This window comes from Bradyrhizobium sp. 87 (assembly GCF_023073015.1).
GTDB classification, from domain to species: Bacteria; Pseudomonadota; Alphaproteobacteria; order Rhizobiales; family Xanthobacteraceae; genus Bradyrhizobium; species Bradyrhizobium canariense_D.
Map to the genome: position 1 here is coordinate 39,200 of NZ_JADPIQ010000107.1, position 23,312 is coordinate 62,511.

Sequence of the window (23,312 nt, forward strand, 5' to 3'; positions counted from 1 at the left end):
CTGGCGTTGCACCCTCAATTTGATTTTGGCAAGGTCGTGACCGACTAAGGCCGCGCCTTCGGGCAAGGAGCGGCCTTCTTCAAAATCAAGGCGCCGCACCGCACGACGGAAAACAAAAGGCGCCGGGGGTACGTTCATCAAGGATCTGAGGCAAAAAATCACATGACAGCATTATGGTTGATTGTGCTCTGCGGAGTGCTTTCCGTCGTCTACGCGATCTGGGCGACGTCTTCGGTGTTGAGCGCGGATGCGGGGTCTCCGCGCATGCAGGAAATCGCGGCAGCGGTGCGCGAAGGCGCCCAGGCCTACCTGCGGCGTCAATACACCACGATCGGGATGGTCGGCATCGTCATCTTCGTGCTGCTTGCCTATTTCCTGGGACTCTACGTCGCGATCGGTTTTGCCATCGGCGCGATCCTGTCGGGGGCGGCCGGCTTCATCGGCATGAACGTCTCGGTCCGCGCCAATGTGCGCACCGCCCAGGCGGCGACCACGTCGCTCGCAGGTGGTCTCGAGCTCGCCTTCAAGGCGGGCGCCATCACCGGCATGCTGGTGGCGGGTCTCGCGCTGCTTGGCGTGACCCTCTATTTCGGCTTCCTGGTCCATTCGCTGAAGCTTGCGCCTGACAGCCGCGTCGTCATCGACGCCATGGTGGCGCTCGGCTTCGGCGCCTCGCTGATCTCGATCTTCGCTCGTCTCGGCGGCGGCATCTTCACCAAGGGTGCGGACGTCGGCGGCGACCTCGTCGGCAAGGTCGAGGCCGGCATCCCCGAGGACGATCCGCGCAACCCGGCCACCATCGCCGACAACGTGGGCGACAATGTCGGCGACTGCGCCGGCATGGCCGCCGACCTGTTCGAAACCTATGCGGTGACCGCGGTCGCCACCATGGTCCTGGCGGCGATCTTCTTCGCCAAGACGCCGATCCTCGCCGACATGATGACGTTGCCGCTCGCCATCGGCGGCATCTGCATCATCACCTCGATTATCGGCACCTTCTTCGTGAAGCTCGGGCCGAGCCAGTCGATCATGGGCGCGCTTTACAAGGGTCTGATCGCAACCGGCGTCCTCTCGCTGGTCGGCATCGCCGGTGTGATCCATTACCTGATCGGCTTCGGCAAGCTCGCCGGCGTCGACTATACCGGCATGGCGCTGTTCGAGTGCGGCGTGGTCGGCCTTGCCGTCACCGCGCTGATCATCTGGATCACCGAATACTACACCGGCACCGACTATCGTCCGGTGAAGTCGATCGCCCAGGCCTCGGTGACCGGCCACGGCACCAACGTGATCCAGGGCCTCGCCATCTCGATGGAAGCGACCGCGCTGCCCGCGATCGTCATCATCGCCGGCATCCTGGTCACCCACAGCCTCGCCGGCCTGTTCGGCATCGCGATCGCGACCGCCACGATGCTGGCGCTCGCCGGCATGGTCGTCGCGCTCGACGCGTTCGGTCCGGTGACCGACAACGCCGGCGGTATTGCCGAGATGGCGGGCCTGCCGAAGGAGGTTCGCAAGTCGACCGACGCGCTCGATGCAGTCGGCAACACCACCAAGGCGGTGACCAAGGGCTACGCGATCGGCTCCGCCGGTCTCGGCGCCCTGGTGCTGTTCGCGGCCTACAACGAGGATCTCAAGTTCTTCATTGCGGACTCCGCGCACCACGCCTACTTCGCCGGCGTCAAACCGGACTTCTCGCTCAACAATCCCTACGTCGTGGTAGGCCTGTTGTTCGGCGGTCTCTTGCCGTATCTGTTCGGCGCGATGGGCATGACCGCCGTGGGCCGCGCGGCGAGCGCGATCGTCGAGGAGGTCCGCCGACAATTCCGCGAGAAGCCGGGCATTATGCAAGGCACCGACAAGCCGGATTACGGCAAGGCGGTCGACCTTCTGACCAAAGCGGCGATCAAGGAAATGATCATCCCCTCGCTGCTTCCGGTGCTGTCACCGATCTTCGTCTACTTCGTGATCTATGCGATCGCGGGGGGCGGGGCGGCCGGCAAGTCGGCGGCGTTCTCGGCGGTGGGCGCGATGCTGCTCGGCGTGATCGTGACGGGCCTGTTCGTCGCGATCTCGATGACCTCGGGCGGGGGCGCCTGGGACAACGCCAAGAAGTACATCGAAGACGGTCATTTCGGCGGCAAGGGCAGTGACGCCCACAAGGCGGCCGTGACCGGCGACACCGTCGGCGATCCCTACAAGGACACGGCCGGCCCGGCGGTGAACCCGATGATCAAGATCACCAACATCGTGGCGTTGCTGCTGCTGGCAGTCCTCGCGCACTGAGGTAGACGTTGCTGAACGAAGACCCCGCGGCGCAGGCCTGCGGGGTCTTTCTTTGCGTGTGTGCTGCCGGAGGCCGGCGCATCATCTGAACATGAAACCCGCCCGGCGGGACGCGGAACGCAACAATCCGGTCATCAGAGCGATCCATCGATGCCGAGGGCGTAAGCCGCCCGAAAATGTGCACCCTACGCGTGCGCACATTTAGGGTTGCTTAACCGGCCGAGTTCTAGAAATACGAGAGACTGTCAGCGGCATCTTAGGGAGCTCCGCAGCACGCGTGTGGTGCTCCGCGCGCGGCGCGCTCTCGACATGCTCAGGGGTTCGCTGCCCGCCGCGAGAGGGAGGTTCCGTTGCCTGCACGGCCTGTGAACGAGATTGAGCGGGCATTGATGGCGCATCCGGGCGTGGCGGATGCTTTCCTCAGCGCCGAGCCTGGCCACGGCGGTCAGTCCGAGGTCGCTTTCGTCGCAATTGACCCCGATCATCTGAGCGCCGGCAAGGCGAAGCATCTCCAGGCCGAGTCGGATCGCAGAGTTGCGCAATGGCGTCGCGCTTTCGATCAAGCATATCGCCATGACGCCGACGGTGTTGTGCCGTCATTCGTCGGTTGGACCAGCAACTTCACCAACAGGCCCATTCCCGAACCCGATATGGTCGATTGGCTCGATCATACGATCCTGCAAATTCGTGCTCTTGGCGCAAGGCGGTTGTTGGAGATCGGGTGCGGCGTCGGCTTGCTCGTCGAAAAGCTCGCGCCCGGCTGTGACGTATATTGCGGGACCGACCTCTCGCCGGTGGCCGTTCAGCGGCTGCGTGCGTTCGCGCAGTCGAAGCCCGAGCTTCGGCATGTCGAGTTTCTAGAGCGGGAAGCCGCCGATTTGAGCGGCTTGCCGCTGAATTCGTTCGATGCAGTGGTGCTAAATTCGGTCGTGCAATACTTTCCCGGCATCGAATACCTGCACTTAGTCTTGGAGCAAGCCGCAGGCCTGGTGGCTCCTGGGGGGCACATCTTCGTCGGCGACGTTCGTAACCTCGAGCTCCTGCCGGTCTTCCATCGCGAAGTTCAATCCGCGAAAGTTTCGGGAGCCACGGATGCCGCGCTCGCGCGAAAGATCTTCCTGTCGATCGCCCAGGAGCGCGAGTTGGTGATCGACCCCCGCTACTTTCAGGGTATTTCCGGATCCATCCGGCGGATATCGGGTGCGGAAATCCTGCTCAAGCGCGGATCAAGCTACGAACTGACCCGCTATCGCTACGACGTGGTGCTGCGTGTCGATCGCGAAGCTGCTTCAGCTGACAGCGAGAACAGCAGCCTCGTGCCGGACATGAAGCAAGGGGAAAGTGAGGGCAGGCCGCTGGCGACCGATCCGATGGCCGCCGCGTTCCTTCAGCATCTCGGCATGGAGCTCGGGGACGTGTTGCAGGCCCAGTTTCCGGACGCGAAATTGCCCGCGGCCGTGATCGCGCTCAACCAGCGAGATTTTGCCGAGATCGTGCAGGCCTCGTCGAACGCGCCGGGCAATCCCGGCGACAATGAATTGATCGAGGCGTCGGTATGACCGCCCATAATCTGGCGCTGCGTTTCGAAGAGACCGTTGCGTCCTCGCCGGACGCCGTCGCCCTGTTGTGCGAAGGCGACAGCTTTGCCTTTTCGGAGCTCAACCGATTGGCAAACCGGTTGGCGCGCTGGTTGACATCGCGTGGCGTCAACAAGGGCGCCGTCGTGTGCCTTGAATTGCCGAAAATCGCCGAGGCCTATGCGCTCGCGATCGCCTGCATCAAGATCGGAGCACCCTATGCCTTCCTCGATCCTGCGGCCCCCGAGGAACGTGCCCGGCTGATGCTGGAGCGATGCCGGCCCGCGCTGATCGTCAGCGTGCGCGAGGGAGCTGGGCCGCGGACATTGATCGGCGATGCAATTGCCCGGGCTGCCTTGCATCATGCCCTGTCGCAGCTTGAAGACGACAATCTGCCGCTGACATCCCTGATCACCGGGGCCGATCCGGCCTATGTCATGTTCACCTCGGGATCGACGGGCGAACCGAAGGGCGTGGTCATCCCCCATCAAGGGGTGCTTCACCTGATCGCCTGGGCGAAGAGCGATCTTGGAATTGGACCCGGTGACCGGCTGACGAATGTCAACCCGATCTATTTCGACAATTCGGTCTTCGACATCTATGCCGGCTTCCTGAACGGAGCGGCGGTTGTCGCGCTGGACGCGCAGAAGGGGCGGCCCCCCGCAGAGCTGGTGTCGGAGATCACCAAGCATCAGTGCACGTTCTTCTTCGCCGTGCCGACCCTCTTCATGTTCCTGGACTCCCTGCACCTTCTGAGCCCGGATTGGCTGCCGAGCGTCAGCCGATTCATGTTCGGCGGTGAGGGGTTTCCGCTGGCCCGGCTTCGTCGGTTCCACGACGCGTTTGCCGGCAAGGCGAAGCTGATCAATTGCTACGGCCCGACCGAGACGAGCTGCATTTGCAGCGGTTTCGAGATCGTCGAATCCGTTTTTGAGTCCAAGGACGGGTTGGCCCCGCTGGGGCGACTCAATCCCAATTTCAGCTACCGGATCCTGGACGAAGAGATGAAGCCGGCGCTTGCGGGCACTGCCGGCGAGTTGTGGCTGGGAGGCCCTGGGGTAGGGCTCGGCTACATCAACAACCCGGAAGAGACCGCCCGCCGTTTCTGTCAGGACCCTCTGATCGACGGCTATCGGTCGATCCTCTATCGGAGCGGCGACCTCGTGGAGGCCGACCTTGAAACCGGCGTCCTGCGTTTCCGCGGTCGCGCGGATAATCAGGTCAAGCTTCGGGGGTATCGGGTCGAGCTGGAGGAGATCGACCACGCGCTGATGGCGTGCAGGGGAATAACCCGTGCGCTCGCCGTGGTGCAGCACGACGCCAGTGGCGCCAGTCGGCTGCTGGCCGCGTATTCGGGTGCAAGAATGGCGGAAAGCGATCTGCGCCAGCACTGCACTGCGCACCTTCCCGCCTACATGGTGCCGGGCCGGTTCATCTGGATGGAAGACATTCCCGTCAATGCCAATGGCAAGGCGGACCGGCGCTCGGTAGCGTCACTGCTCGGCGAAGCTGTTGCAAGGGCCTCGTAGATGCAACAGCTCGTAGTGATCGCGCGCGTTGTCCGATGAGTGTTGAAAGCCAGCCCTACGGCTACGCGCCATCGGGTCCTCTTGCGAAGCCGTCGTGGCGGTTGATCCCCAAGATCGATCGGGACCCGAGGCTCGTGGCGGGGGTCCAGGACATCGGTGGCCGCGTGCTGCTCTGCTGCGCGGTCGGACTGCTCGCGGTTTTGTTTCGGCAGATAGGTATCGATTTTTCAGCGGCGGGACTCGCGCTGGTGTGCGCCTATGCCGGCCGGTACCGGCGCGTCCTGATCTTGCTCGCAACCTTGTTGCTGCTCTATCGCAGCGGCTTCCTGATCGACCGCGGTTTTCTCGAACGGCTGACGATCGACGAAGGCGTCGGCGACCGGATCCATCAGCCGCTGCTGGAAGCGGTCATGCTGGTCGTCGTGTTTGCGCTGTTCGCGGGCCTGCTGATCATGCAGGGGCCAGGGAAGGTGGTCTTCCGCCGCCCGACGCTCAGCCTGTTGCTGGCGTTCCTGGCACTCGTCGCGCTGACGCAGGCCACGATGATGGCCGGCCTGCCGCGTGTTCTGCTGTGGTCGTTTCTGATGACGTTCCAGCCCTATTTGTGGTTTCTTGCCTATGGTTTGGCCGATGCGGGCAGGAAGCGATCTCCGGTGTGGCGGCACCTGAGCGTTTTCCACCCCTTCTGGGGATCGTCGCTGACGCCGTTCGGGAAGGGGCTGTCTTATCTCGACCGCTTCGAGGCCAAGACACCCGAGGAGCTTGCAGTGACGCAGCTCAAGGGCGTCAAGCTTGCGGTCTGGATCCTTGTGCTCGCCATCGTCAGAGTCTGTCTCGTCGAGATCGTCCACGGACGTTTGCAGCTTCCAATGTTCGACGACAACCTGCTGCAATATCTCGCGCGCCATCCCTGGCCGCGTTTCGTCGGATGGGCGAGCCTCGTCAGCTTCTTCGTCGAGGACTTGCTGAGCATGACCGTGTTCGGCGGCGTCATCATCGCCACGGCGCGACTTGCCGGCTTTCGCCTGCTGCGCAACACCTACCGGCCTCTGGAGTCAACGACGCTGGCGGAATTCTGGAATCGCTACTATTTCTATTACAAAGAACTGCTCGTCGACCATTTCTTCTACCCCACCTTTGTTCGCTGCCTCCGCGGCCATCGCCGGCTTCGCATGTTCTTCGCCACCTTTGCCGCGGCCTGTGTCGGCAACCTGCTGTTTCACTTCATCCGCGATATTCATTTCGTCGGCGAAATGGGCCTTTGGCGGGCGGTGGTCGGTCAGCAATCGCACGCGTTCTACACGTTTGTCCTGGCCATCAGTGTCGGGCTCTCGCAGATGCGCCGCGCCCCGCAACTGGCGCCGCGAGGATGGCTGCGTGGCCGCTTGCTGCCTTGCCTGTGGGTGTCGAGCTTCTTTTGTCTCATTCACGTCTTCGATGCGCCGCTCGACCGCGAGCATTCGCTCGGGCAACGCGCCGAATTCCTGTTCTATCTCCTGGGAGTCTCGACATGACCACGAAAGCCGGCCCTGAAGTCAGATCGCAGATGCGACGCTACATCGTGCAGCGGCTGCTGATGAAGGGCGACAGCGCGCCGCTTGGTGACGATGATCTGCTGTTCACCAGCGGCCGCCTCGATTCGCTCGACGCGGTCGAGCTGATCATGAGCATTGAGACCGACCACGGGATCAACTTCTCCGACATCGGCTTCGATTTGACGCGCCTGGACTCGATTTCGGCGATTGCCGCTTTGGTGGGACAGCCGTCGGCCGAGCTTGCATAGCAACCGAGGGTCGCCACGCACTCAACGCGAAAGCGCGGCCCGGCGCTGCATGTTGGGCCGCGTCCGCGGATGCGAAAGCTACTGCACGTCCATCTGCAGCCCTTCCTTCTGGATGATGCCGGCGAACTTCTTCGTCTCGGCGTCCACGAAGGCGGCAAACTGGTCGGGCGTGCCGTAGTCGGCGCGGGCCCCCATGGCCAGGATGTTCTTCTTGATGTCGTCGCGCTCGAGCATCGCCTTCACTTGAAGGTTGAGCGCTTCGAGAACGGCGGGCTGCACACCCTTCGGCAGGAACACCGAGAACCACGACGAGACGTCGAAAGCCGCAAGCTCCGGCGCGCTCTCGCGCATGGTCGGCAGGTTCGGCGCGAGGTCGCTGCGCTCCGTCGTGGTGACGCAGAGGCCGGTGAGGGTGCCGTTCTGTACCTGCGGCAGGCTCGGATAGAGGTTGTCGAACAGGATCTGGATGTCGCCGGCGAGCGCCGCCTGGAGCGCGGGACCGGCGCCGCGGAACGGGATGTGCGTCATCTTCAGCCCGGTGAGCTGCAGGAACCAGGCGCCGGTGAGGTGAGGGCTCTGGCCGACGCCGGAGGAGGCGTAGCTGAGCTTGTCCGGATTGGCCTTGAGATAGGCGACCAGCTCGGCGATCGACTTGATGCCGGTCTTGGGATGCGCCGAGACGATGTTCGGGATCCGGATCATGTTGGAGACCGGCTGGAGCTGGTCCGGCTTGTAGGTGAGGTTCTTGAAAATGCTGTAGGCGATCGCGTTCGGGCCGGGATTGCCGATCAGGATGGTGTGGCCGTCCGGCTTGGCGCGGACCACCTCGGCCGTGCCGATCGTACCGCCGCCGCCGGACCGGTTTTCCACCACGGCCGATTGGCCCCAGGCGGCCTGCAGATGCGCCGCCAGAAGCCGACCCATCACGTCGGTCGAACCGCCGGCGGCAGCCGGCACGACGAGGCGGACGTTTTCGGTCGGCTTCCAGTCCGCCAGGCTCGATCGCGGCAGGATCGCTGCGGCCGAGATAGCGGCAGCGCCAGTGAGCACGCGACGGCGGGACAGCAATTGATTGGGCACGAATCCACTCCCTGCATCTTATTTTGCAGGAGCGTATGGAAGCGTATGCGCAACGGCAAGCCGCACGAAGCCGCAGGCTGAAGGCTCAGTTAAAGCTGAGCAGCTTGAAGATCGGCGTGAGGTAGCTCATCTCCTGGCCCGAGGTCGGCGTCGTCCGGCTGATGAAATCGAAGATCTTGCCGTCCTGGAGACCGTAATTCGCAAGCCGGCGCACACGCCGGTTCTTGTCGAAATAGACCGCGATGACGCGCTGGTCGACCACCCTCTGGTTCATGAAGGCGACAATGCGCTCGGAGCGCTGGGAGATGTAATAGAACACCTCGCCGTCGAGGGTTGCGACGGTGGAGGGGGTGCCCATCACGATCAGCACCTGGTCCTGGCTCGCACCGATCGGGATCTGCTCCAGTGCGCCGGGCGGCAGGATGTAACCCTTCTGGAACTGCTCGCCGGTGCAGCCCGCAAGCGCGGCGCCAACCAGGGCCGCGGCCGCGAAAAGGCGCAAGCCGCGCCAACGTGCATGAAGGCCGCGCGGCTTGTCTGCACGCAGGCTGGTCTGGTTCGTTATCGTCATAGCGGAACTGATTCCGTCCCCTTGCGTCGCGCGAGGCGCTGAAGTACCGGGCGGAGGCTCTGAATGCAACACGGGCGCGCCCGCTTGCGGAAACCACAATGCTTTGGCCGTTCAATCACTTCAGGAAACCCCGCCTAGCCTCGCCGGGCACCATTGAAGCCATCTATGGCATGATCGTGACGCAGGCGCGAGAACCCATGTTTTACCGCGACTTGGGCGTGCCGGATACCGTTAACGGGCGTTTCGATCTGTTGCTGCTGCACCTCTGGCTGCTGCTGCGCCGCCTGCGCACGGTCCAGAGCGCCACCGAGCTGTCGCAGGCGCTGTTCGACCGTTTCTGCGAGGACATGGACGACAATCTGCGCGAGATGGGGATAGGCGACCAGACCGTGCCGAAGCGGATGCGGGCCTTCGGCGAGGCGTTTTACGGCCGGGTCCAGGCCTACGATCAGGCCATGGAAGGCGGCGGCGAGGCGCTGGCATCCGCGATCTGCAAGAATATCTTGAATGGGGCCGGCATGGACCAGGCGCAGCAGCTCGCAGCCTATGCCAGGGCGGCCGAGGCCAACCTCGCCCAGACCGGCGAGGCCGCACTGCTGGGTGCGTCCTTCAAGTTTCCTCCAGCGCTTCCTGAGGATGTGACGCCATGACCCGACCGATACCAGCATCCGGGCCCGATCCCTGGCGGGTGCCCGTCATCGTTGCACAGATCCCGGATACCGGCCTGCATCGCAAGCTCGAGGCCTCGGCCGCCGAGCGGCAGGCCATGGCTGAGACGGCAGGCTTGCGCGAGGTTATCTCGGTCCAGGCCGATTTCGATGTCGTGCCGAAAAGCGGCAACCGGATCCAGGTCACGGGGCACGTTCGCGCCCGGATCGGCCAGACCTGTGTGGTCACGCTTGACCCGATGGAGAGCGACATCGACGAGGAGGTGGACCTGATATTCGCCCCCGAGGCCGAGGTCCGCCGCCTGGCCGACCTGATGGAGGAGGGGCACGACGATCGGGAGCAGGTCGCCGACCCGCCGGAGGCGATCGTCAATGGCATCATCGACCTTGGGAGGCTTGCCACCGATGCCCTGTTCCTGGCGGTCGATCCCTATCCGCGCAAGCCGGGGGTCGTGTTTGAGCCCGAGGTTATCGCCCCCGATCCGGAGGACCACCCCTTTGCGGTCCTGAAGGCACTTCAGGACGGGAAGAAAGACAAATAGGTGCCACCTTCTCCAGAGGACCGCTTCGGGACGGGGCGAGATGTTTGCGGCGGTGGTTTGAAAAGCTCGATTATCCGTTTGATTTTGATGTACTTCTTGTGAATTAGTCCGTCCGCAGCCCGATGCTCCCGAATGCAAAAGGCTGGGGGCAAGAGGTTGTTTCGGGATAACAAAACGCTATTGTCGCGCCCCGGTCCGGGTGCGGCGTGGCGCTTGACCGACCGCCATGTTCGTGGCGAACCCATTTGCGGCCCCGCTCGTTCAAGACCGCACCAGACCCAGGTTTCCAGGACTTTTATGCCAAGCAAGGTTCGCATCGCGCTTGACGCCATGGGGGGCGACGCCGGCGCCGCGGTGGTCATCCCAGGCGCCGCCATCTCGCTCCAAAGGCATCGCGAGATCGAATTCCTGCTGATCGGGGACCGCGCCAAGATCGAACCCGAGCTCGACCGCCACCCCGCGCTGAAGGCGGCCTCGAAGATCATCCACACCGATGTCGCGGTCAGCGGCGAGGAAAAGCCGAGCCAGGCGCTGCGGCGCGGCCGCAGGACCTCGTCCATGTGGCTTGCCATCGATGCGGTGAAAAAGGGCGAGGCGGATGTTGCGGTCTCCGCCGGGAATACCGGGGCGCTGATGGCGATGTCGCGCTTCCACCTGCGCACGCTGCCGGGCATCGACCGTCCGGCCATTGCCGGCATGTGGCCGACCAGGCGCGGCGATTCCGTCGTCCTCGACCTCGGCGCCAGCATCGGCGGCGATACGCATCATCTGGTGTCGCTCGCCATCATGGGCGCGGCGATGGCCAGCGTGTTGTTCAACAAAAAGCGTCCCACGGTCGGCCTGCTCAATATCGGGGTCGAGGAGATCAAGGGGCATGAGGAGATTCGCGAGGCCGGCGAAATCCTGCGCGCCAGGAACCTGCCCGAGCTCGACTATCTCGGGTTCGTGGAGGGCGACGGCATCGGCAAGGGGGTGGCGGATGTCATCGTCACCGAGGGCTACAGCGGCAACATCGCGCTGAAGGCCGCGGAGGGAACCGCGCGGCAGATGGCGGAATTGCTCCGGGACGAGATGAAGCGGGGCTGGCTGTCAAAGCTCGGCTATCTCTTTGCGCGCAAGGCCTTCCAGGCCCTGCGCAACAAGATGGATCCGAACAAATCCAACGGCGGCGTGTTGCTGGGGTTGAACGGGATCGTGGTCAAGAGCCATGGCGGAATCGCTGCCGAAGGCTTTGCCTATGCGATCGATGTTGGCTATGAGATGGTCAAATTCGATCTCCTCAACAAGATCAATCAGATGCTCAATCGCGAAGGTGGTGCACTCAGTTCCGTGCAGGCCGCGCAGGAGGCTGTTTCGTGACTCAAATTCGTTCGGTCGTGCTGGGCTGCGGCTCTTATTTGCCGGAGCAGGTGGTGACCAACGCCCAATTGGCGGCGCGCATTGACACGTCCGACGAGTGGATCGTGCAACGCACCGGCATTCGCGAGCGGCATATCGCGGCCGAGGGCGAGTTCACCTCGCATCTGGCGCTGAAGGCGGCGCAGGCTGCGCTCGCGGACGCCGGCGTGGACGCGCAGTCGATCGACCTGATCGTGCTCGCGACCTCGACGCCTGACAACACCTTCCCCGCGAGCGCGGTCGCCGTGCAGCACGGGCTCGGCATCAACCATGGCGCGGCCTTCGACCTTCAGGCGGTGTGCTCGGGCTTCGTGTTCGGGCTCGCCACCGCCGATAATTTCCTGCGCACCGGCGCCTTCAAGCGCGCGCTGGTGATCGGCGCGGAAACCTTCTCGCGCATCCTCGACTGGACCGATCGCGGCACCTGCGTGCTGTTCGGCGACGGTGCCGGTGCGGTGGTGCTGGAGGCGCAGGAGCAGCCGGGCAATGCCGCGACCGACCGCGGGATCGTGACCACGCATCTGCGCTCCGACGGCCGTCACAAGGCGAAGCTGTTCGTCGACGGCGGCCCGTCCTCGACCCAGACTGTCGGCCATCTTCGCATGGAGGGCCGCGAGGTCTTCAAGCACGCGGTCGGCATGATCACCGACGTGATCGTCGACGCCTTCAAGGCGACCGGGCTCAATGCCGACAGCATCGACTGGTTCGTGCCGCACCAGGCCAACAAGCGAATCATCGACGCGTCCGCGCACAAGCTCCATATCGCGCCGGAGAAGGTGGTGCTGACGGTGGACCTTCACGGCAACACCTCGGCGGCCTCGATCCCGCTGGCGCTGTCGGTGGCGCGCAAGGACGGCCGCATCAAGCGCGGCGACCTGGTTCTGCTCGAAGCCATGGGCGGCGGCTTCACCTGGGGCTCCGCGCTGGTGCGCTGGTAAGCCACACTCGGTAAAATTTTGCCCGAATCAGCGCGGATTATCGATGCGCCTGCATTGATGAGCGCTGTTGACCGCTGTATCGTAAGCTCATAATTTCAGACAACAATTGTTCGCCGTGATGTGGGGCAGGGCGATGACCGATCAAAGTAAAACCGTAACGCGTGTCGATCTGTGCGAAGCCGTCTACCAGAAGGTGGGGCTGTCGCGCACGGAATCGTCTGCCTTCGTGGAACTCGTGCTGAAGGAGATCACCGATTGCCTTGAGAAGGGCGAGACGGTGAAGCTGTCCTCGTTCGGCTCCTTCATGGTCCGCAAGAAGGGTCAGCGCATCGGTCGCAACCCGAAGACCGGCACCGAGGTGCCGATCTCGCCGCGCCGGGTCATGGTGTTCAAGCCGTCGGCGATCCTGAAGCAGCGGATCAACGCCCAGCACCGCACCAATGGCGACGCCAGCAAGGCGCAACCCGAGGCGTAATCCGCCCTCTGGATAAGGATTTGGCATTTGGACAAGGCGCCGGATGCGTTCCGAACCATCAGCGAAGTAGCGCAGGAACTCGACATTCCGCAGCACGTGCTGCGGTTCTGGGAGACCCGATTCTCCCAGATCAAGCCGATGAAGCGCAGCGGCGGCCGCCGCTATTACCGCCCCGACGACGTCGACCTGCTCAAGGGCATCCGCCGTCTGCTCTACGGGGAGGGCTACACCATCCGCGGGGTGCAGCGGATCCTGAAAGAGCACGGCGTCAAATCGGTGCAGGGCCTCGCCGACAGCGCGGCCGCGGTCTCGTTCGGCGCCATCGAGGACGCCGTCGGCGCCAGCCTGATGGAGCCCGAGGAGGAGACCGGCGTCCGCGGCGCCCGCGACAGCGACGATGACGACTACCAGGGCGAGGAGGAGGAGGGCATCGACTTCCGCTTCTCCGAGACCGATGACGAGGAAATCCTCACCACCTTCCGCAAGGGCGGCACCCCCGCCGCGCCCGCAGGCCCCAGCGCCATCCACCGGGAGCGCCTCGGACGGGTGCTCGCCGAGCTCATCGCCTGCCGCGAAATGCTGGATCAGGCATTGAAGGACGCCTGACGCCGGACTCCGTCGGCTTTGGGCCAGTTCCGAGGCCTTTCGGCGGAGACAGCAAAATGGTGTCACCTCGCCTTGCGCAAAGCGGCGATCCTAGCTAATGGAACGACGTTCGGAGCGTGGCGCAGCCCGGTTAGCGCACTAGTCTGGGAGACTAGGGGTCGGAGGTTCAAATCCTCTCGCTCCGACCAAAACTTAGCCGGATTTCAGGGCGTCCGGATTTTCTCAAGGGTAACGGATAGGGTAACGGGCTTATGTCGCCGGGATGTGAATAGCCCGGATAACCAACGACAGCTTGCCCGCGTGTACGTGGGGCGTACCACCATCGCGCGTTGATTCGCCCGGAGCCAGGCACATGGGCACCTCGGATCGTAGATCGCTGACCTTTGAACAAGCGAGGGTTTGGCACCTCTCCCGGCGCAGCTCGACCGCAAGGAACTTAGTCGAGAACTTCGGGCGAAGCTTTGGGCCTGCATTCATGCAAGGCTTGATCGAGCCTACACCGACATTCTCCATTATCGTGGAAACTGGTCCAGAATTCTGAAGGATCTGCATGTCGACCACCACCACGTTCGCATCGACAAATTCAATCCGAACGGGATCGTCACCAAGATCGGTGACTTGTTCGAAAAAGCCGAATGCCACAAGGTGTACGGTTGGCTTTAGGCTGTTCTTCGGCACCCAAATTGTCCGCCTGATCTCGGTCCAGCAGTTCAGTTGGTATTAGAGAACTGCCGCGCGGCTTACCGCATTGAAGACGGTGTGTTCTGGCCGACTGCCTCAACAGAGGAAGCCGACGCGCTTATCCAGGCGAACACAGCATTATCTGCTTCGCAATTCGGTGGCGCAAAAACTCACTTAAAAAATGCTGCTTCGAAACTCACCGAAGGAGATTACCCAGCAAGCGTTCGTGAAAGTATCAGCGCAGCGGAGTCAGTTGCGCGCGTGCTCGAACCTACTGGCGATCTTTCGAAGGCATTGTCGGGATTAGAACAGAGGATTGCTCTCCATCCGGCGCTTAAAAAGGCGTTCCTATCACTCTATGGATATACGAGCGATGAGAAGGGCATCCGACATGCGCTCTTAAGTGAGGCTGAAGCGGACGTTGATGAAGCTGACGCGATCTTCTTTATCGGAGCATGCGCATCGTTCCTCACCTATCTGATTTCCAAGTCGCACACCAGGCGGTAGGGCAATCGGAGTAATCGACGACGTCCGTAAGTGGCTAAACGACGTACCGCTATGGAAGGAACTCGGGACGATACCTGATCGGACGAAGGCGCTTGAGGAAAAGGTTGCCGCATTGGAGGCGGCCCTAAACGGCAAACGGCCAGGCGACGTATGCCCTTCTGCGGTGCGCAAGGCGGTTCCGATGGCGACGATTTACGCAACTCTGGAAGCCCTCGAAAAGAAGGGGTTCGAATCCATGAAAAAGTGCTGCAATTAGCGTAACGCAGCGTAACGGAGCACTAGTCAGCAGAACTAAGGCGCTGCAATCCAGCGCGCGAGGGCGCTGCGATTCGGTGCGAACGAGCGCGCGGATTAATGGACGGCTTCGAGGGCTTCGAGCGGATTGAAGAACGGCTTCGGTTGGCCGCAATACAATTCTTGCCTGCGCTTGAACTTAGCAGCACAATGAAGACACATTAGTACGGGCTTTGATCTGGGGATCATGCTGTCGGGAATGAGGGTATCAGATGGTCACGTATCGTCTATCGAAACCCGGAATTGTAAAGCAACCATCGGTAGGAACTGGCGACGACGAAGTTTCACTGCCCGTGTGTTGGGCTTGCGCCCTTAGCTCCTGGCTTGAAGCCACTCGCGGGGTCAGTTGGTCATATAGCTCAATCATCCAAATGTTTCAGATGTACTGCAATGGAAATGCGCTCGATCTTGCGTACTTTGGTGAGATTGCAAACAGCCTCTCGATCAACATGGATTACGAGGAAATCGACAGAGCCGACCTCACGTTCGACTATGTATACGAAAAGATGTTTCCTCTGGCGGGGACGTCCGGGAACCATCTCTACATAGTAATGGAAGGGAAAAACCCAGCTCATGTAGTCGTCGCTTATGGGATTCAGCGGGACAACACCGACTACATCGCGATTATGGATCCGCTTCGGGGTGTGCTCGCTGCTCCTACCCTTTCTACCTTCAGAAACAAGGCCACTGGCTTCTTGATAGGCTGGCCCAGGCGATAACGATTGTGAAGCCTACGTCGGGCGCAGCGATTTCTTTCTATTTGTTGCGTTGTAGCCCCGCCCTTACCATTTACCACCGTCGCCGTACCCCGGGCAGTTGGGCGCGGTCTCTCTTGTGCTCTATTTTCTCTCTCTTTTTCCTGTCTACACATTAGTGTCCTGTCCATTTCAATTCACTTCCAAGTTGACTCATGTCGTTGGTTCACTGGTTCACCTATAGGGATAACCAAAGTGAAATCAAAACGATTGGAGCCTTCAACCATAGAAGTCGCGCTGGAGCTTGAACGGATCGCTGCTGTGTTGCGGAATAGCCAAGCCATTGCGGACCAATCTCGGAAGCAAATAGCTGAGATGGGAAAGAGCGCTTCACCTTGGCAAAGGATCAAAGAAGACGGGTATCGAGGATTTGCCGATTCAGATTTGATCAATGCCTTCGAGAAGATATGTGTTGCGTCGCAGGCCATAGGTCTTCTGATCTTAAGGGAGGGAGAGCTAGAAGGCTTTTGCAGGAGCTTTTCCCGCAGAAACAAGGCCGAATGGTTAGCGTCAGTCTTACAGCTGGACCTTGACAAGACGAAAGACTGGTCGAGGCTCGAATCTTTGCGACTAGCATGCTGAGCGTCGTCGCTCGAGTAATTGATGGGCTCCCTCGACTCAAACCTGGATCAGCCACTCTGTAGTTTGATGCCGGGGCGAGGGCGGCGGGCGTGCCGGTCGAGCTGCATCTGCTCCGCGAACAGCCGCACAATTACGCGCTGATGCCGACGCCGGAGGGCGACGCGCGCGTGCGATCATTCTGCGAGCGGTGGCTTAAGGGGAAGGTGTGATCGTTGTCACAAGCGTGCCGCCGCAATGGGGCTGGCGCTGTCGATGCCCGCGCGGAAGGACGATGCGGCCTCCGGGGCGTTTCCTCGTTCGTCGTCTTGGTGTCGGTAGTTTTGCGGGGCCTTAGGCGTGGCCCTTGATCTCGTAGCGACCCGGAACGCATTTGTAGCGATCGAGCCGCCAGTTGGCGTGGTAGATCGGATGCTCGCCCATCCATTTCGCCAATGGAGCCTGTGCGCCGATCGCACACTGCATCATCGACATCTCGGGCGTCATGTTGCTGTCGGTCACGATTTCCTCGATGCAACTGCCTGAGCTGGCTGCACTCAGCCGGCAGAGCACGGCAACGACGGTCACGAACATTCCAGTCACCTCATCGGTAGTTTCTGACCACGAAGAGGATGCAAGCGGAGTGCCAGAGCCTGTGACGCAAACAACACGCTGGCCTGGCCGACTCGACCCAGCGTCCGGACTCCATTTAACGATTCGGATTGTAAAAAAATTGCCCCTGAACCGAAGCCGGGCAAGTACGGGGAACCGGGTCAGTAACAACCGCAGGGATGTCGAATGCTGGGAGCAGCGCCGCGTCGGTGGCGCTTCACAGGCCGCGCGCAGCCGGTAGGCTCGCAGCACCGTGGCCACTCGCCAAAAGAGCGGGGCCGCCACAAGGGATATGGAAACGCGAGGGCACACCATGAAGACACGACCGACCGGCGTAATCCCGCCGATGACGACGCCGTTCCGGAAGGATGGCGAAATCGACTACACCCTCGTAGCAGCCCAGGTCGACTGGATGATCGGCGCCGGCGCACACGGCGTCGCGGCCGGCGGCTCGACCGGCGAGGGGCATACGCTCGATCACGAGGAATATCGCGACCTGATGGAGGCGACGGTCGCCGCGGTGAAGGGGCGCATTCCCGTCATCGCCGGCATCATCGTCGACTCCACCCGCGATGCGATCCGCCGCGGCAAGCTGGTGCGCGACATGAATGTCGCGGCGCTCCAGGTCACGCCGGTGCATTATCTGTTCAAGCCGGACGACGAGGCGATGGTGGCGCATTTCCGCGCCATGGCGGACGAGACCGGCATGCCCATCATCATCTACAACGTGGTGCCGTGGTCGTACCTGTCGCCGGCGCTGCTGACGCGGATCATGACCGAGGTGCCGCTGGTGGTTGGCGTCAAGCAGAGCGCAGGCGACCTGAAACTGTTCGCGGACCTCATGATGATGGCGCCGGACAAGCTGATCTACAGTGCGGTCGATGCCCTGATGTATCCGTCCTACACATTGGGGGCCCATGGCTCGATCGCCGCGATCCTGACCGCCGCGCCGTATGCCTCCGTCGCGCTGTGGGATGCGGTGAAGGCGGGTGATCATCCGCGCGCGCTCGATCTGCACAAGAAGCTGCTGACGCTGTGGAACGCTGTCATCGCCGACAATCTGCCGGCCTGCACGCGCCATGCGCAGACGCTGCAGGGCCTGCCCATGACTTATCCGCGCGCGCCGATGCCGGAGGCCTCAAGCGCGCAGCAGGCGGCGATCCGCAAGGCGCTGGACGGCCTCGGCGCGTTGAACGGGCGGCGGGTCGAGGCGGCCGAATAGTCCGCGCCCCGAAATAACTGATGAGCACGGCAGCGCCGATCCGCTTTTACCTGCGGATGCGGCGCTGCTACATTTTGCGCGCGCTCCGATGCGTGGCGTAGCCATGAAGAAACATACCGACAAGGGAGGGGCCGAAAGTCCCATGAATGATTTTGCAGGAAAGATCGCCGTCATCACCGGCGGCGGTACGGGAATGGGACGCGAGCTCGCGCGGCAGCTCGTCGCCGAGGGCTGCAATGTCGCGATGTGCGACGTCTCGGAAGCCGCGATGGCCGAGACCAAGCGGCTGTGCGAGGTCGAGAAGCTGCCGCAGGGCTTGCGCGTCACGACGCATGTCGCCGACGTCTCGATCGAGGATCATCTCAAGCGATTCCGCGACGAGCTCGCCGAGCAGCAGAAGACCGACCGGATCCACCTTCTGTTCAACAACGCCGGCATCGGCGGCGGCGGCAGCCTGTTCACCAACACACGCGAGCAGTGGGAGCGCACCTTCAACATCTGCTGGGGCGGCGTCTATCTCGGCGTCCGCACCTTCCTGCCGATGCTGGTCGCGGCCGACGAGGCCCACATCGTCAACACCGCGAGCGTCAACGGCTTCTGGGCCTCCATCGGCATGAACCAGTCGCACACCGCCTACAGCGCGGCGAAGTTCGCCGTGAAGGGATTTACCGAAGCGCTCATCAACGACCTCCGCCTGCACGCGCCGCATGTCAAATGCTCGGTGGTGATGCCCGGCCATATCGGCACCTCGATCGTCTCCAATTCGCGCAAGGTGCAGAGCGCCGACGGCTCGGAGCGGCTCAACGCCGACGAGATCGCGCTGACCCGCAAGCGCATGGTCGCGGCCGGCGTGCCGGATGCCGACAAAATGTCGGACGAGGACATCCAGGCGGCGTTCGCCGAGCGCGCCCGCAGCTTCCTCGAGGATGCGCCGACGACGGCGGCTCAGGCCGCCAGGATCATCCTCGACGGGGTCAAGGCGGAGCAATGGCGCATTCTCGTGGGTGAGGATGCAAAGCGCCTTGACGAGCGCGTTCGTGCTACGCCGGAGCAGGCCTACGACCGCGCCTTCTACGAAAGTTTCACGCAGGAGGTCGGCTGGCGGCTCGGCTGACGCAGGCGACGAGCGCGCGCCGATATAGGTATGATGCGCATCATGGCAAGAGGCGCGCAGGCAATTTCACGTGCCACCTCTTGCCAGTTCGCTGCCGGCGTTTCTTGGCCGTGTCGGCCACTCCTGACGCATTGGAATGTCACGCATGCGACACATCCCTGCGTTCAAGCGATGGTGATCTCGAACGGCTCTCATTGGGCGCGCCGCAGCTTGGTCAGGGAACCAAAATAGTTTATTCAGTCACGTGTAAGGCGATGACCAGAGCGTAGCTCCCGATGATACCCGCATGCCTCTCCGACGACTGGATCCTTTGCCCGGAGCGAGAGGACATCTCCGCTGAGTTCACGCGGCTCCTCACCGCGGCCCAGGACGGCGGCGCCACGATCGCCGAATGCCTGATGATCGCGCGGCAGCTGAAGCGGGGCGACGACCAGTCCTGGCATCGCGAGTGGAAGAAGCTGGCGCAGGCCAATCGCCATCGTGCCGAGGCCGCGTTCGCGGAAGGTCACAGGGCGACCGCGCAGCGCAATTGGCTCCGCGCCATGAATTACTACAGCGCGGCCGCAATGCCGCTCGATCAGGCGGACGAGCGCCGCTGGGTCGCGGTCCTCGCGATGCAGGATTGCGCCCGCCGCTTCCTCGCCGCGCGCGACCCTGCCGGGGAAGTCGTGACGATACCCTGGCTCGACGGACATTCGTTGCAGGGCTATTTCCTGCCCGCGCACGCGCCGTTGGGACGCGTGCGAGCCCCGACCGTGATCTGCATCGGCGAGCCCGGCCATCGCAAGGAAGAGTTTCTGTTCAAGCTCGCGCCGCACGCGCGCGAGCGCGGCTTTTCGCTGCTGGCGCTGGACCTGTTCGGCGACCAGCGCGACGATTATCTCGACGCGCTGTTGCGGCGCCGGGATCTCGAGAGTGCGATTCCGTGCGTCATGGACTATCTGGAGACGTGCAGCGAGGTCGATTTCGAGCGCGTCGCGATCGTCGCCGATGGCTGGGGCTCTTCCTTCGTGGCGCGCGCGGTGCTGCAGGAGCCGCGGCTTGCCGCCGCCGTCTGCGATGGCGGCCTATGGGACCTGCACGAGCGGGCCTTCTTTGCCAGCCGATTCGCGATGAGCGACGTCAGCATCGTTCCGGTGCCGCATGCTCCGCTGATGGCCTCCAGCGCCGACTGTCCGGTGCTGATCACGCTCGGCGAGGACGGCTGGCTCAAGGCCGATCGGGCGCGTCAGATCGTCCAGACCTCCCGGCTCGGCAGTTCGGATGTCATGTTGAAGGTGTTCACCGCGGCCGAAACTGGCGCGGCGCAGGCCCATGCGGACAATCCGAGCCTTGCCAATGAATATATCTTCGATTGGCTGGAATCGCGGCTCGGCGCCGCGGGGCGCATCTGAGGACGTCGCCTCAGAAGTCGAGGGTCAGGCGGACGCAGGCCTTTTCGAGACGGGTCTTCAACATCGCGAGCTTGGTGGTGAATTCCGTCAGCTCTTTCTCGTCGAACTCCTGGAAGACGAATTCCTTGATCGTCTTGTACTGCTCGTTGAGGCTCGCCAGGTGCTTTTGCGTCTTCTCGGTCAGTGATAGTCGGACCACCCTTGCGTCGGTCGGCGAGGGGCGCCGGCGCAACAGGCCCTTCTTCTCGAGCAGCTTGGACTGGGTGGTGACGAACGACGGATCGACGTGGAGCAGTTTCGAGACGACGTTGACCGGAATGCCGTCGTCCTTGTCGAGGTCGGAGATCGCCATCAGGATCAGCCATTGCGGGCCGCTGATGCCGAGCGTTCTCGCCCAGAACTGACGCAGCTCCTCCAGATACATGTTGATCGACGATATCTCCCAGGTGAAGCGCCTGATGATATCCAGATTGCCGATGGTGCGGAGGCGCGCCCCTTCTTTCCTCGTCGCTGACACAGCGTCACTCCCGTGATCTGATTTGTATGCGGCCGGTGTCGTGCAAGCCATAGTCCACGCAAGCCTGCTCTGACGCAAGTGCAGAGCAGGGTAATTTTGTCAGTAAAACTACAAAGATGATCAGCTCACGGAATCGGTTCGCAATGGTGTTGCGAACGGGGCACAGGTTTAGCAAAACCAACAAAGCTGACTAAATAAGGTATTTTGATTACCGAAAGGCGCAGGCATATTGCTTCGTGGCGGTGGGGGGTACTCGATCGTCCCGTTGCAGGTGGTTTGCTCACGTCCCTCGCGTCGAAAGAGGGTGTGTCCGAAGCGCAAAGCGGCCGAGCGGATTTCAAAGACGGGGATCTTGGGGGGCCTCACGGTCCGGTCTTCGTAAAATGAGCAACTTGGAGGTTTTAATATGAAAGTGGTGAAGAGCCTTTTGCTCGGCACTGCGGCGGGTCTGATCGCCGTCGGTGGAGCTCAGGCGGCTGATCTTCCGGTCAAGGCCAAGGCGGTCGAGTATGTGAAGGTCTGCTCGCTCTACGGCGCGGGTTTCTATTACATCCCGGGCAGCGACACCTGCATCAAGCTGGGCGGCTATCTGCGTGCCGAAGTGGCGCTCAATGCCGGCGGCAATTACAGCGCCCAGTACAACAACGTCTTCGCGGCCAACAACCGCCTGACCAACTATTACTCGATGCGCGCTCGTGAAGATCTCAACATCGACACCCGCACCGCAACCGAGTACGGCGTGGTCCGCACCTATTTCGATGCGGTCTTCACCTGGACGACCGGCAACTATGTCGGCGCCGGTTCGGGAACGGGTGCGACCCAGTACAGCGGTACGCTCGGCCTCAACGCCGCAGGCACGAGCCTGATCGGCTCCAGCGGCGGCGCCGTCAACGGCACCGACGGCACGATCTCGGGCGGCGCGCTCGGCGTCTACTACGCCTTCATCCAGTTCGCCGGCTTCACCATGGGTAAGGCCGTGTCGCAGTTCGACGCGCCCTGGACCAACTATCCCGGCAACAACTTCGACCAGCTCGTCGGCGGCAGCGGCACCACCAACGGTGTTGCCCAGTTCACCTACACTGCCGATCTCGGCCAGGGCGTGACGGCGATCGTCTCGGCCCAGGACCAGACGCAGGTGTTCCAGACCGCGCTCTGGAATACGGCCGGCATGTCCACCGCCGGCGTCCTCGGCGGTGCCTACGGCTCCAACGATCTCGGCGGCACCCGCTCCCCCGATCTCGTCGGCACGCTCCGTGTCGACCAGGCCTGGGGCCTGTTCCAGGCCTCGGTCGCTGCGCACGACAACCACGTCGGCTATTACGGCGCGAGCGAAGTAACCGGTCATCCTGAAGACAAGTGGGGCTGGGCCGTCCAGCTGGCGCTGTCGATCAAGAACATCCCGACCGGTGCAGGCGACGTGATCAACATCTCGGGCGTCTACACCGACGGCGCGAGCCGCTACAACTTCCAGGAGCTGGCAGCGACCAGCTACTCGATGTTCGGCGGTTCGGGCGGCGCGTATCAGAGCATCGGCTTCGCCGGCGTGTCTGACGCGGTGTTCGCACCCGGCAGCGGCCTCGAGCTGACTAAGACCTACGGCTTCCGTGGTGCCTACACTCACAACTGGAGCCCGTACTGGAATTCGGCGCTTTATGGTGCGTGGGCTGCCGTCAACTACAGCGGCACCGCCAAGGGCATGATCTGCGGCAGCGCCGCGTTCGCGACCCTGACCGGCACCTGCAACCCGGACTTCAACATCGGCCAGATCGGTGTCATCACCCGCTGGACCCCGATCAAGAACCTGACCTTCTCGGCTGACTTCACCTACAGCCATCTTGACCAGAAGTACTCGGGCGTGATCACCACGCCGGCGCTCACCAGCGTTGCCAAGCCCGCGGCGACCTATGAGCTGAAGGACCAGGACACCTACAGCCTGTTGGTTCGCGCCCAGCGCAACTGGTAAGCTCAAGACCTTCGGATAGGACGCAGCCCCGGCGGGACACCGCCGGGGCTTTTTTATGAGGTGGGCTTCTTTGCGAGCGGGCGTTCGGAAATCCGGCGGCACGTGCGGGCGACGAAGACGAGCCATGCGAATCGATCGGCCCAACTTTATTTACTTACCTGAGCTACTAAGCTATATAGCTCCCAGCCGATGACGAAAGTTGCGGCTCTGACTTGATGCTAAACCTCCAGAAACCTCCGGCAATG

Annotated in this window: 23 protein-coding genes and 1 tRNA gene; 19 read left to right on the forward strand and 5 right to left on the reverse strand. The window is 62.5% G+C overall.

The features are described 5' to 3' along the window. Positions 1-162 precede the first annotated feature (162 nt). From IVB50_RS27490 to IVB50_RS27510, 5 genes are all read left to right on the forward strand, one after another. Positions 163-2,283 carry a sodium-translocating pyrophosphatase gene (locus tag IVB50_RS27490; protein WP_026233254.1) on the forward strand — a complete coding sequence of 707 codons (2,121 nt, stop codon included), beginning with the start codon at positions 163-165 and terminating at the stop codon, positions 2,281-2,283. A gap of 650 nt (positions 2,284-2,933) precedes the next feature. After that, the gene (locus tag IVB50_RS27495; protein ID WP_245288454.1) at positions 2,934-3,842 is read left to right on the forward strand and encodes a class I SAM-dependent methyltransferase; all 909 of its coding nucleotides are present in this window, start codon (positions 2,934-2,936) and stop codon (positions 3,840-3,842) included. After that, complete coding sequence (locus tag IVB50_RS27500; RefSeq protein ID WP_247298239.1) at positions 3,839-5,389, forward strand: amino acid adenylation domain-containing protein; 1,551 nt, start codon at positions 3,839-3,841, stop codon at positions 5,387-5,389. The genes IVB50_RS27495 and IVB50_RS27500 overlap by 4 nt, the downstream gene beginning before the upstream one ends. A 35-nt stretch (positions 5,390-5,424) precedes the next feature. After that, on the forward strand, positions 5,425-6,903 hold the full coding sequence (locus IVB50_RS27505; RefSeq protein ID WP_247298240.1) for a hypothetical protein: 1,479 nt from the start codon (positions 5,425-5,427) through the stop codon (positions 6,901-6,903). After that, on the forward strand, positions 6,900-7,172 hold the full coding sequence (locus IVB50_RS27510) for an acyl carrier protein (protein WP_007603436.1): 273 nt from the start codon (positions 6,900-6,902) through the stop codon (positions 7,170-7,172). The genes IVB50_RS27505 and IVB50_RS27510 overlap by 4 nt, the downstream gene beginning before the upstream one ends. A 78-nt stretch (positions 7,173-7,250) precedes the next feature. Here IVB50_RS27510 and IVB50_RS27515 read toward each other — a convergent pair whose 3' ends face one another. Together IVB50_RS27515 and bamE are read right to left on the reverse strand one after the other, a co-directional pair. Next, positions 7,251-8,252 (reverse strand): tripartite tricarboxylate transporter substrate binding protein, encoded by a 1,002-nt coding sequence (locus IVB50_RS27515; protein ID WP_026233252.1) that lies wholly within the window; start codon positions 8,250-8,252, stop codon positions 7,251-7,253. Positions 8,253-8,337: 85 nt separating this feature from the next. Next, a complete protein-coding gene (bamE, locus tag IVB50_RS27520) occupies positions 8,338-8,823 on the reverse strand; it encodes an outer membrane protein assembly factor BamE (RefSeq protein ID WP_018456846.1) in 486 nt (161 codons plus the stop codon). Between the two features lie 98 nt (positions 8,824-8,921). On the opposite strand from bamE, the gene IVB50_RS27525 reads away from it, so the two are divergent. The 7 genes from IVB50_RS27525 (at position 8,922) to IVB50_RS27555 (ending at position 13,638) form a co-directional block, all read left to right on the forward strand. Further along, complete coding sequence (locus IVB50_RS27525; RefSeq protein ID WP_026233251.1) at positions 8,922-9,473, forward strand: ubiquinol-cytochrome C chaperone family protein; 552 nt, start codon at positions 8,922-8,924, stop codon at positions 9,471-9,473. Beyond that, positions 9,470-10,033, forward strand: coding sequence for a DUF177 domain-containing protein (locus tag IVB50_RS27530; protein WP_026233250.1), 564 nt, complete (start codon positions 9,470-9,472; stop codon positions 10,031-10,033). Before IVB50_RS27525 ends, IVB50_RS27530 begins: the two co-directional genes overlap by 4 nt. A gap of 297 nt (positions 10,034-10,330) precedes the next feature. Continuing rightward, positions 10,331-11,392, forward strand: coding sequence for a phosphate acyltransferase PlsX (gene plsX / locus IVB50_RS27535; RefSeq protein WP_247298243.1), 1,062 nt, complete (start codon positions 10,331-10,333; stop codon positions 11,390-11,392). After that, positions 11,389-12,369, forward strand: coding sequence for a beta-ketoacyl-ACP synthase III (locus tag IVB50_RS27540; RefSeq protein WP_026233249.1), 981 nt, complete (start codon positions 11,389-11,391; stop codon positions 12,367-12,369). Before plsX ends, IVB50_RS27540 begins: the two co-directional genes overlap by 4 nt. A 133-nt stretch (positions 12,370-12,502) precedes the next feature. Further along, entirely contained in the window at positions 12,503-12,844 is a 342-nt protein-coding gene (locus tag IVB50_RS27545) for an integration host factor subunit alpha (protein ID WP_018456841.1), read from the forward strand. Between the two features lie 27 nt (positions 12,845-12,871). Beyond that, a complete protein-coding gene (locus IVB50_RS27550; protein WP_018456840.1) occupies positions 12,872-13,450 on the forward strand; it encodes a MerR family transcriptional regulator in 579 nt (192 codons plus the stop codon). Positions 13,451-13,560: 110 nt separating this feature from the next. Continuing rightward, positions 13,561-13,638: transfer RNA gene (locus IVB50_RS27555), tRNA-Pro, on the forward strand. Positions 13,639-13,699: 61 nt separating this feature from the next. On the opposite strand, the gene IVB50_RS27560 is transcribed toward IVB50_RS27555, so the two are convergent. Further along, positions 13,700-14,128, reverse strand: coding sequence for a hypothetical protein (locus tag IVB50_RS27560; RefSeq protein ID WP_018456779.1), 429 nt, complete (start codon positions 14,126-14,128; stop codon positions 13,700-13,702). Between the two features lie 36 nt (positions 14,129-14,164). On the opposite strand from IVB50_RS27560, the gene IVB50_RS27565 reads away from it, so the two are divergent. The 3 genes from IVB50_RS27565 (at position 14,165) to IVB50_RS27575 (ending at position 16,269) form a co-directional block, all read left to right on the forward strand. Then, a complete protein-coding gene (locus IVB50_RS27565; protein ID WP_247298245.1) occupies positions 14,165-14,638 on the forward strand; it encodes a hypothetical protein in 474 nt (157 codons plus the stop codon). 665 nt (positions 14,639-15,303) lie between these two features. Further along, on the forward strand, positions 15,304-15,651 hold the full coding sequence (locus IVB50_RS27570; protein ID WP_018455146.1) for a hypothetical protein: 348 nt from the start codon (positions 15,304-15,306) through the stop codon (positions 15,649-15,651). A gap of 231 nt (positions 15,652-15,882) precedes the next feature. Further along, positions 15,883-16,269 (forward strand): hypothetical protein, encoded by a 387-nt coding sequence (locus tag IVB50_RS27575; RefSeq protein ID WP_157642930.1) that lies wholly within the window; start codon positions 15,883-15,885, stop codon positions 16,267-16,269. 330 nt (positions 16,270-16,599) lie between these two features. Here IVB50_RS27575 and IVB50_RS27580 read toward each other — a convergent pair whose 3' ends face one another. After that, positions 16,600-16,839 (reverse strand): hypothetical protein, encoded by a 240-nt coding sequence (locus IVB50_RS27580; RefSeq protein WP_007603449.1) that lies wholly within the window; start codon positions 16,837-16,839, stop codon positions 16,600-16,602. A gap of 331 nt (positions 16,840-17,170) precedes the next feature. Here IVB50_RS27580 and IVB50_RS27585 point away from each other — a divergent pair, with 331 nt between their 5' ends. The 3 genes from IVB50_RS27585 to IVB50_RS27595 all read left to right on the forward strand — a co-directional run bounded on the left by IVB50_RS27585 (position 17,171) and on the right by IVB50_RS27595 (position 20,587). After that, complete coding sequence (locus IVB50_RS27585) at positions 17,171-18,079, forward strand: dihydrodipicolinate synthase family protein (protein WP_026232886.1); 909 nt, start codon at positions 17,171-17,173, stop codon at positions 18,077-18,079. Positions 18,080-18,221: 142 nt separating this feature from the next. After that, a complete protein-coding gene (locus IVB50_RS27590) occupies positions 18,222-19,193 on the forward strand; it encodes an SDR family NAD(P)-dependent oxidoreductase (protein ID WP_085353399.1) in 972 nt (323 codons plus the stop codon). Between the two features lie 275 nt (positions 19,194-19,468). Beyond that, complete coding sequence (locus IVB50_RS27595) at positions 19,469-20,587, forward strand: alpha/beta hydrolase (RefSeq protein WP_018455141.1); 1,119 nt, start codon at positions 19,469-19,471, stop codon at positions 20,585-20,587. 10 nt (positions 20,588-20,597) lie between these two features. Here the strand turns inward: IVB50_RS27595 and IVB50_RS27600 are convergent, their stop codons facing one another. Next, positions 20,598-21,104: a MarR family transcriptional regulator gene (locus tag IVB50_RS27600; protein WP_007611061.1), complete on the reverse strand. Its 507-nt coding sequence runs from the start codon at positions 21,102-21,104 to the stop codon at positions 20,598-20,600. Positions 21,105-21,510: 406 nt separating this feature from the next. Here IVB50_RS27600 and IVB50_RS27605 point away from each other — a divergent pair, with 406 nt between their 5' ends. Then, complete coding sequence (locus tag IVB50_RS27605) at positions 21,511-23,067, forward strand: porin (protein WP_247298247.1); 1,557 nt, start codon at positions 21,511-21,513, stop codon at positions 23,065-23,067. Positions 23,068-23,312: the final 245 nt, after the last annotated feature.

Bases quoted from the DNA above. Each gene is read 5' to 3' on its own strand.
- IVB50_RS27490 (WP_026233254.1), top strand. From the start codon at position 163: ATGACAGCATTATGGTTGATTGTGCTCTGCGGAGTGCTTTCCGTCGTC.
- IVB50_RS27495 (WP_245288454.1), top strand. From the start codon at position 2,934: ATGGTCGATTGGCTCGATCATACGATCCTGCAAATTCGTGCTCTTGGC.
- IVB50_RS27500 (WP_247298239.1), top strand. From the start codon at position 3,839: ATGACCGCCCATAATCTGGCGCTGCGTTTCGAAGAGACCGTTGCGTCC.
- IVB50_RS27505 (WP_247298240.1), top strand. From the start codon at position 5,425: ATGAGTGTTGAAAGCCAGCCCTACGGCTACGCGCCATCGGGTCCTCTT.
- IVB50_RS27510 (WP_007603436.1), top strand. From the start codon at position 6,900: ATGACCACGAAAGCCGGCCCTGAAGTCAGATCGCAGATGCGACGCTAC.
- bamE (WP_018456846.1), bottom strand. From the start codon at position 8,823: ATGACGATAACGAACCAGACCAGCCTGCGTGCAGACAAGCCGCGCGGC.
- IVB50_RS27525 (WP_026233251.1), top strand. From the start codon at position 8,922: ATGCTTTGGCCGTTCAATCACTTCAGGAAACCCCGCCTAGCCTCGCCG.
- IVB50_RS27530 (WP_026233250.1), top strand. From the start codon at position 9,470: ATGACCCGACCGATACCAGCATCCGGGCCCGATCCCTGGCGGGTGCCC.
- plsX (WP_247298243.1), top strand. From the start codon at position 10,331: ATGCCAAGCAAGGTTCGCATCGCGCTTGACGCCATGGGGGGCGACGCC.
- IVB50_RS27545 (WP_018456841.1), top strand. From the start codon at position 12,503: ATGACCGATCAAAGTAAAACCGTAACGCGTGTCGATCTGTGCGAAGCC.
- IVB50_RS27570 (WP_018455146.1), top strand. From the start codon at position 15,304: ATGTTTCAGATGTACTGCAATGGAAATGCGCTCGATCTTGCGTACTTT.
- IVB50_RS27580 (WP_007603449.1), bottom strand. From the start codon at position 16,839: ATGTTCGTGACCGTCGTTGCCGTGCTCTGCCGGCTGAGTGCAGCCAGC.
- IVB50_RS27585 (WP_026232886.1), top strand. From the start codon at position 17,171: ATGAAGACACGACCGACCGGCGTAATCCCGCCGATGACGACGCCGTTC.
- IVB50_RS27590 (WP_085353399.1), top strand. From the start codon at position 18,222: ATGAATGATTTTGCAGGAAAGATCGCCGTCATCACCGGCGGCGGTACG.
- IVB50_RS27595 (WP_018455141.1), top strand. From the start codon at position 19,469: ATGATACCCGCATGCCTCTCCGACGACTGGATCCTTTGCCCGGAGCGA.
- IVB50_RS27605 (WP_247298247.1), top strand. From the start codon at position 21,511: ATGAAAGTGGTGAAGAGCCTTTTGCTCGGCACTGCGGCGGGTCTGATC.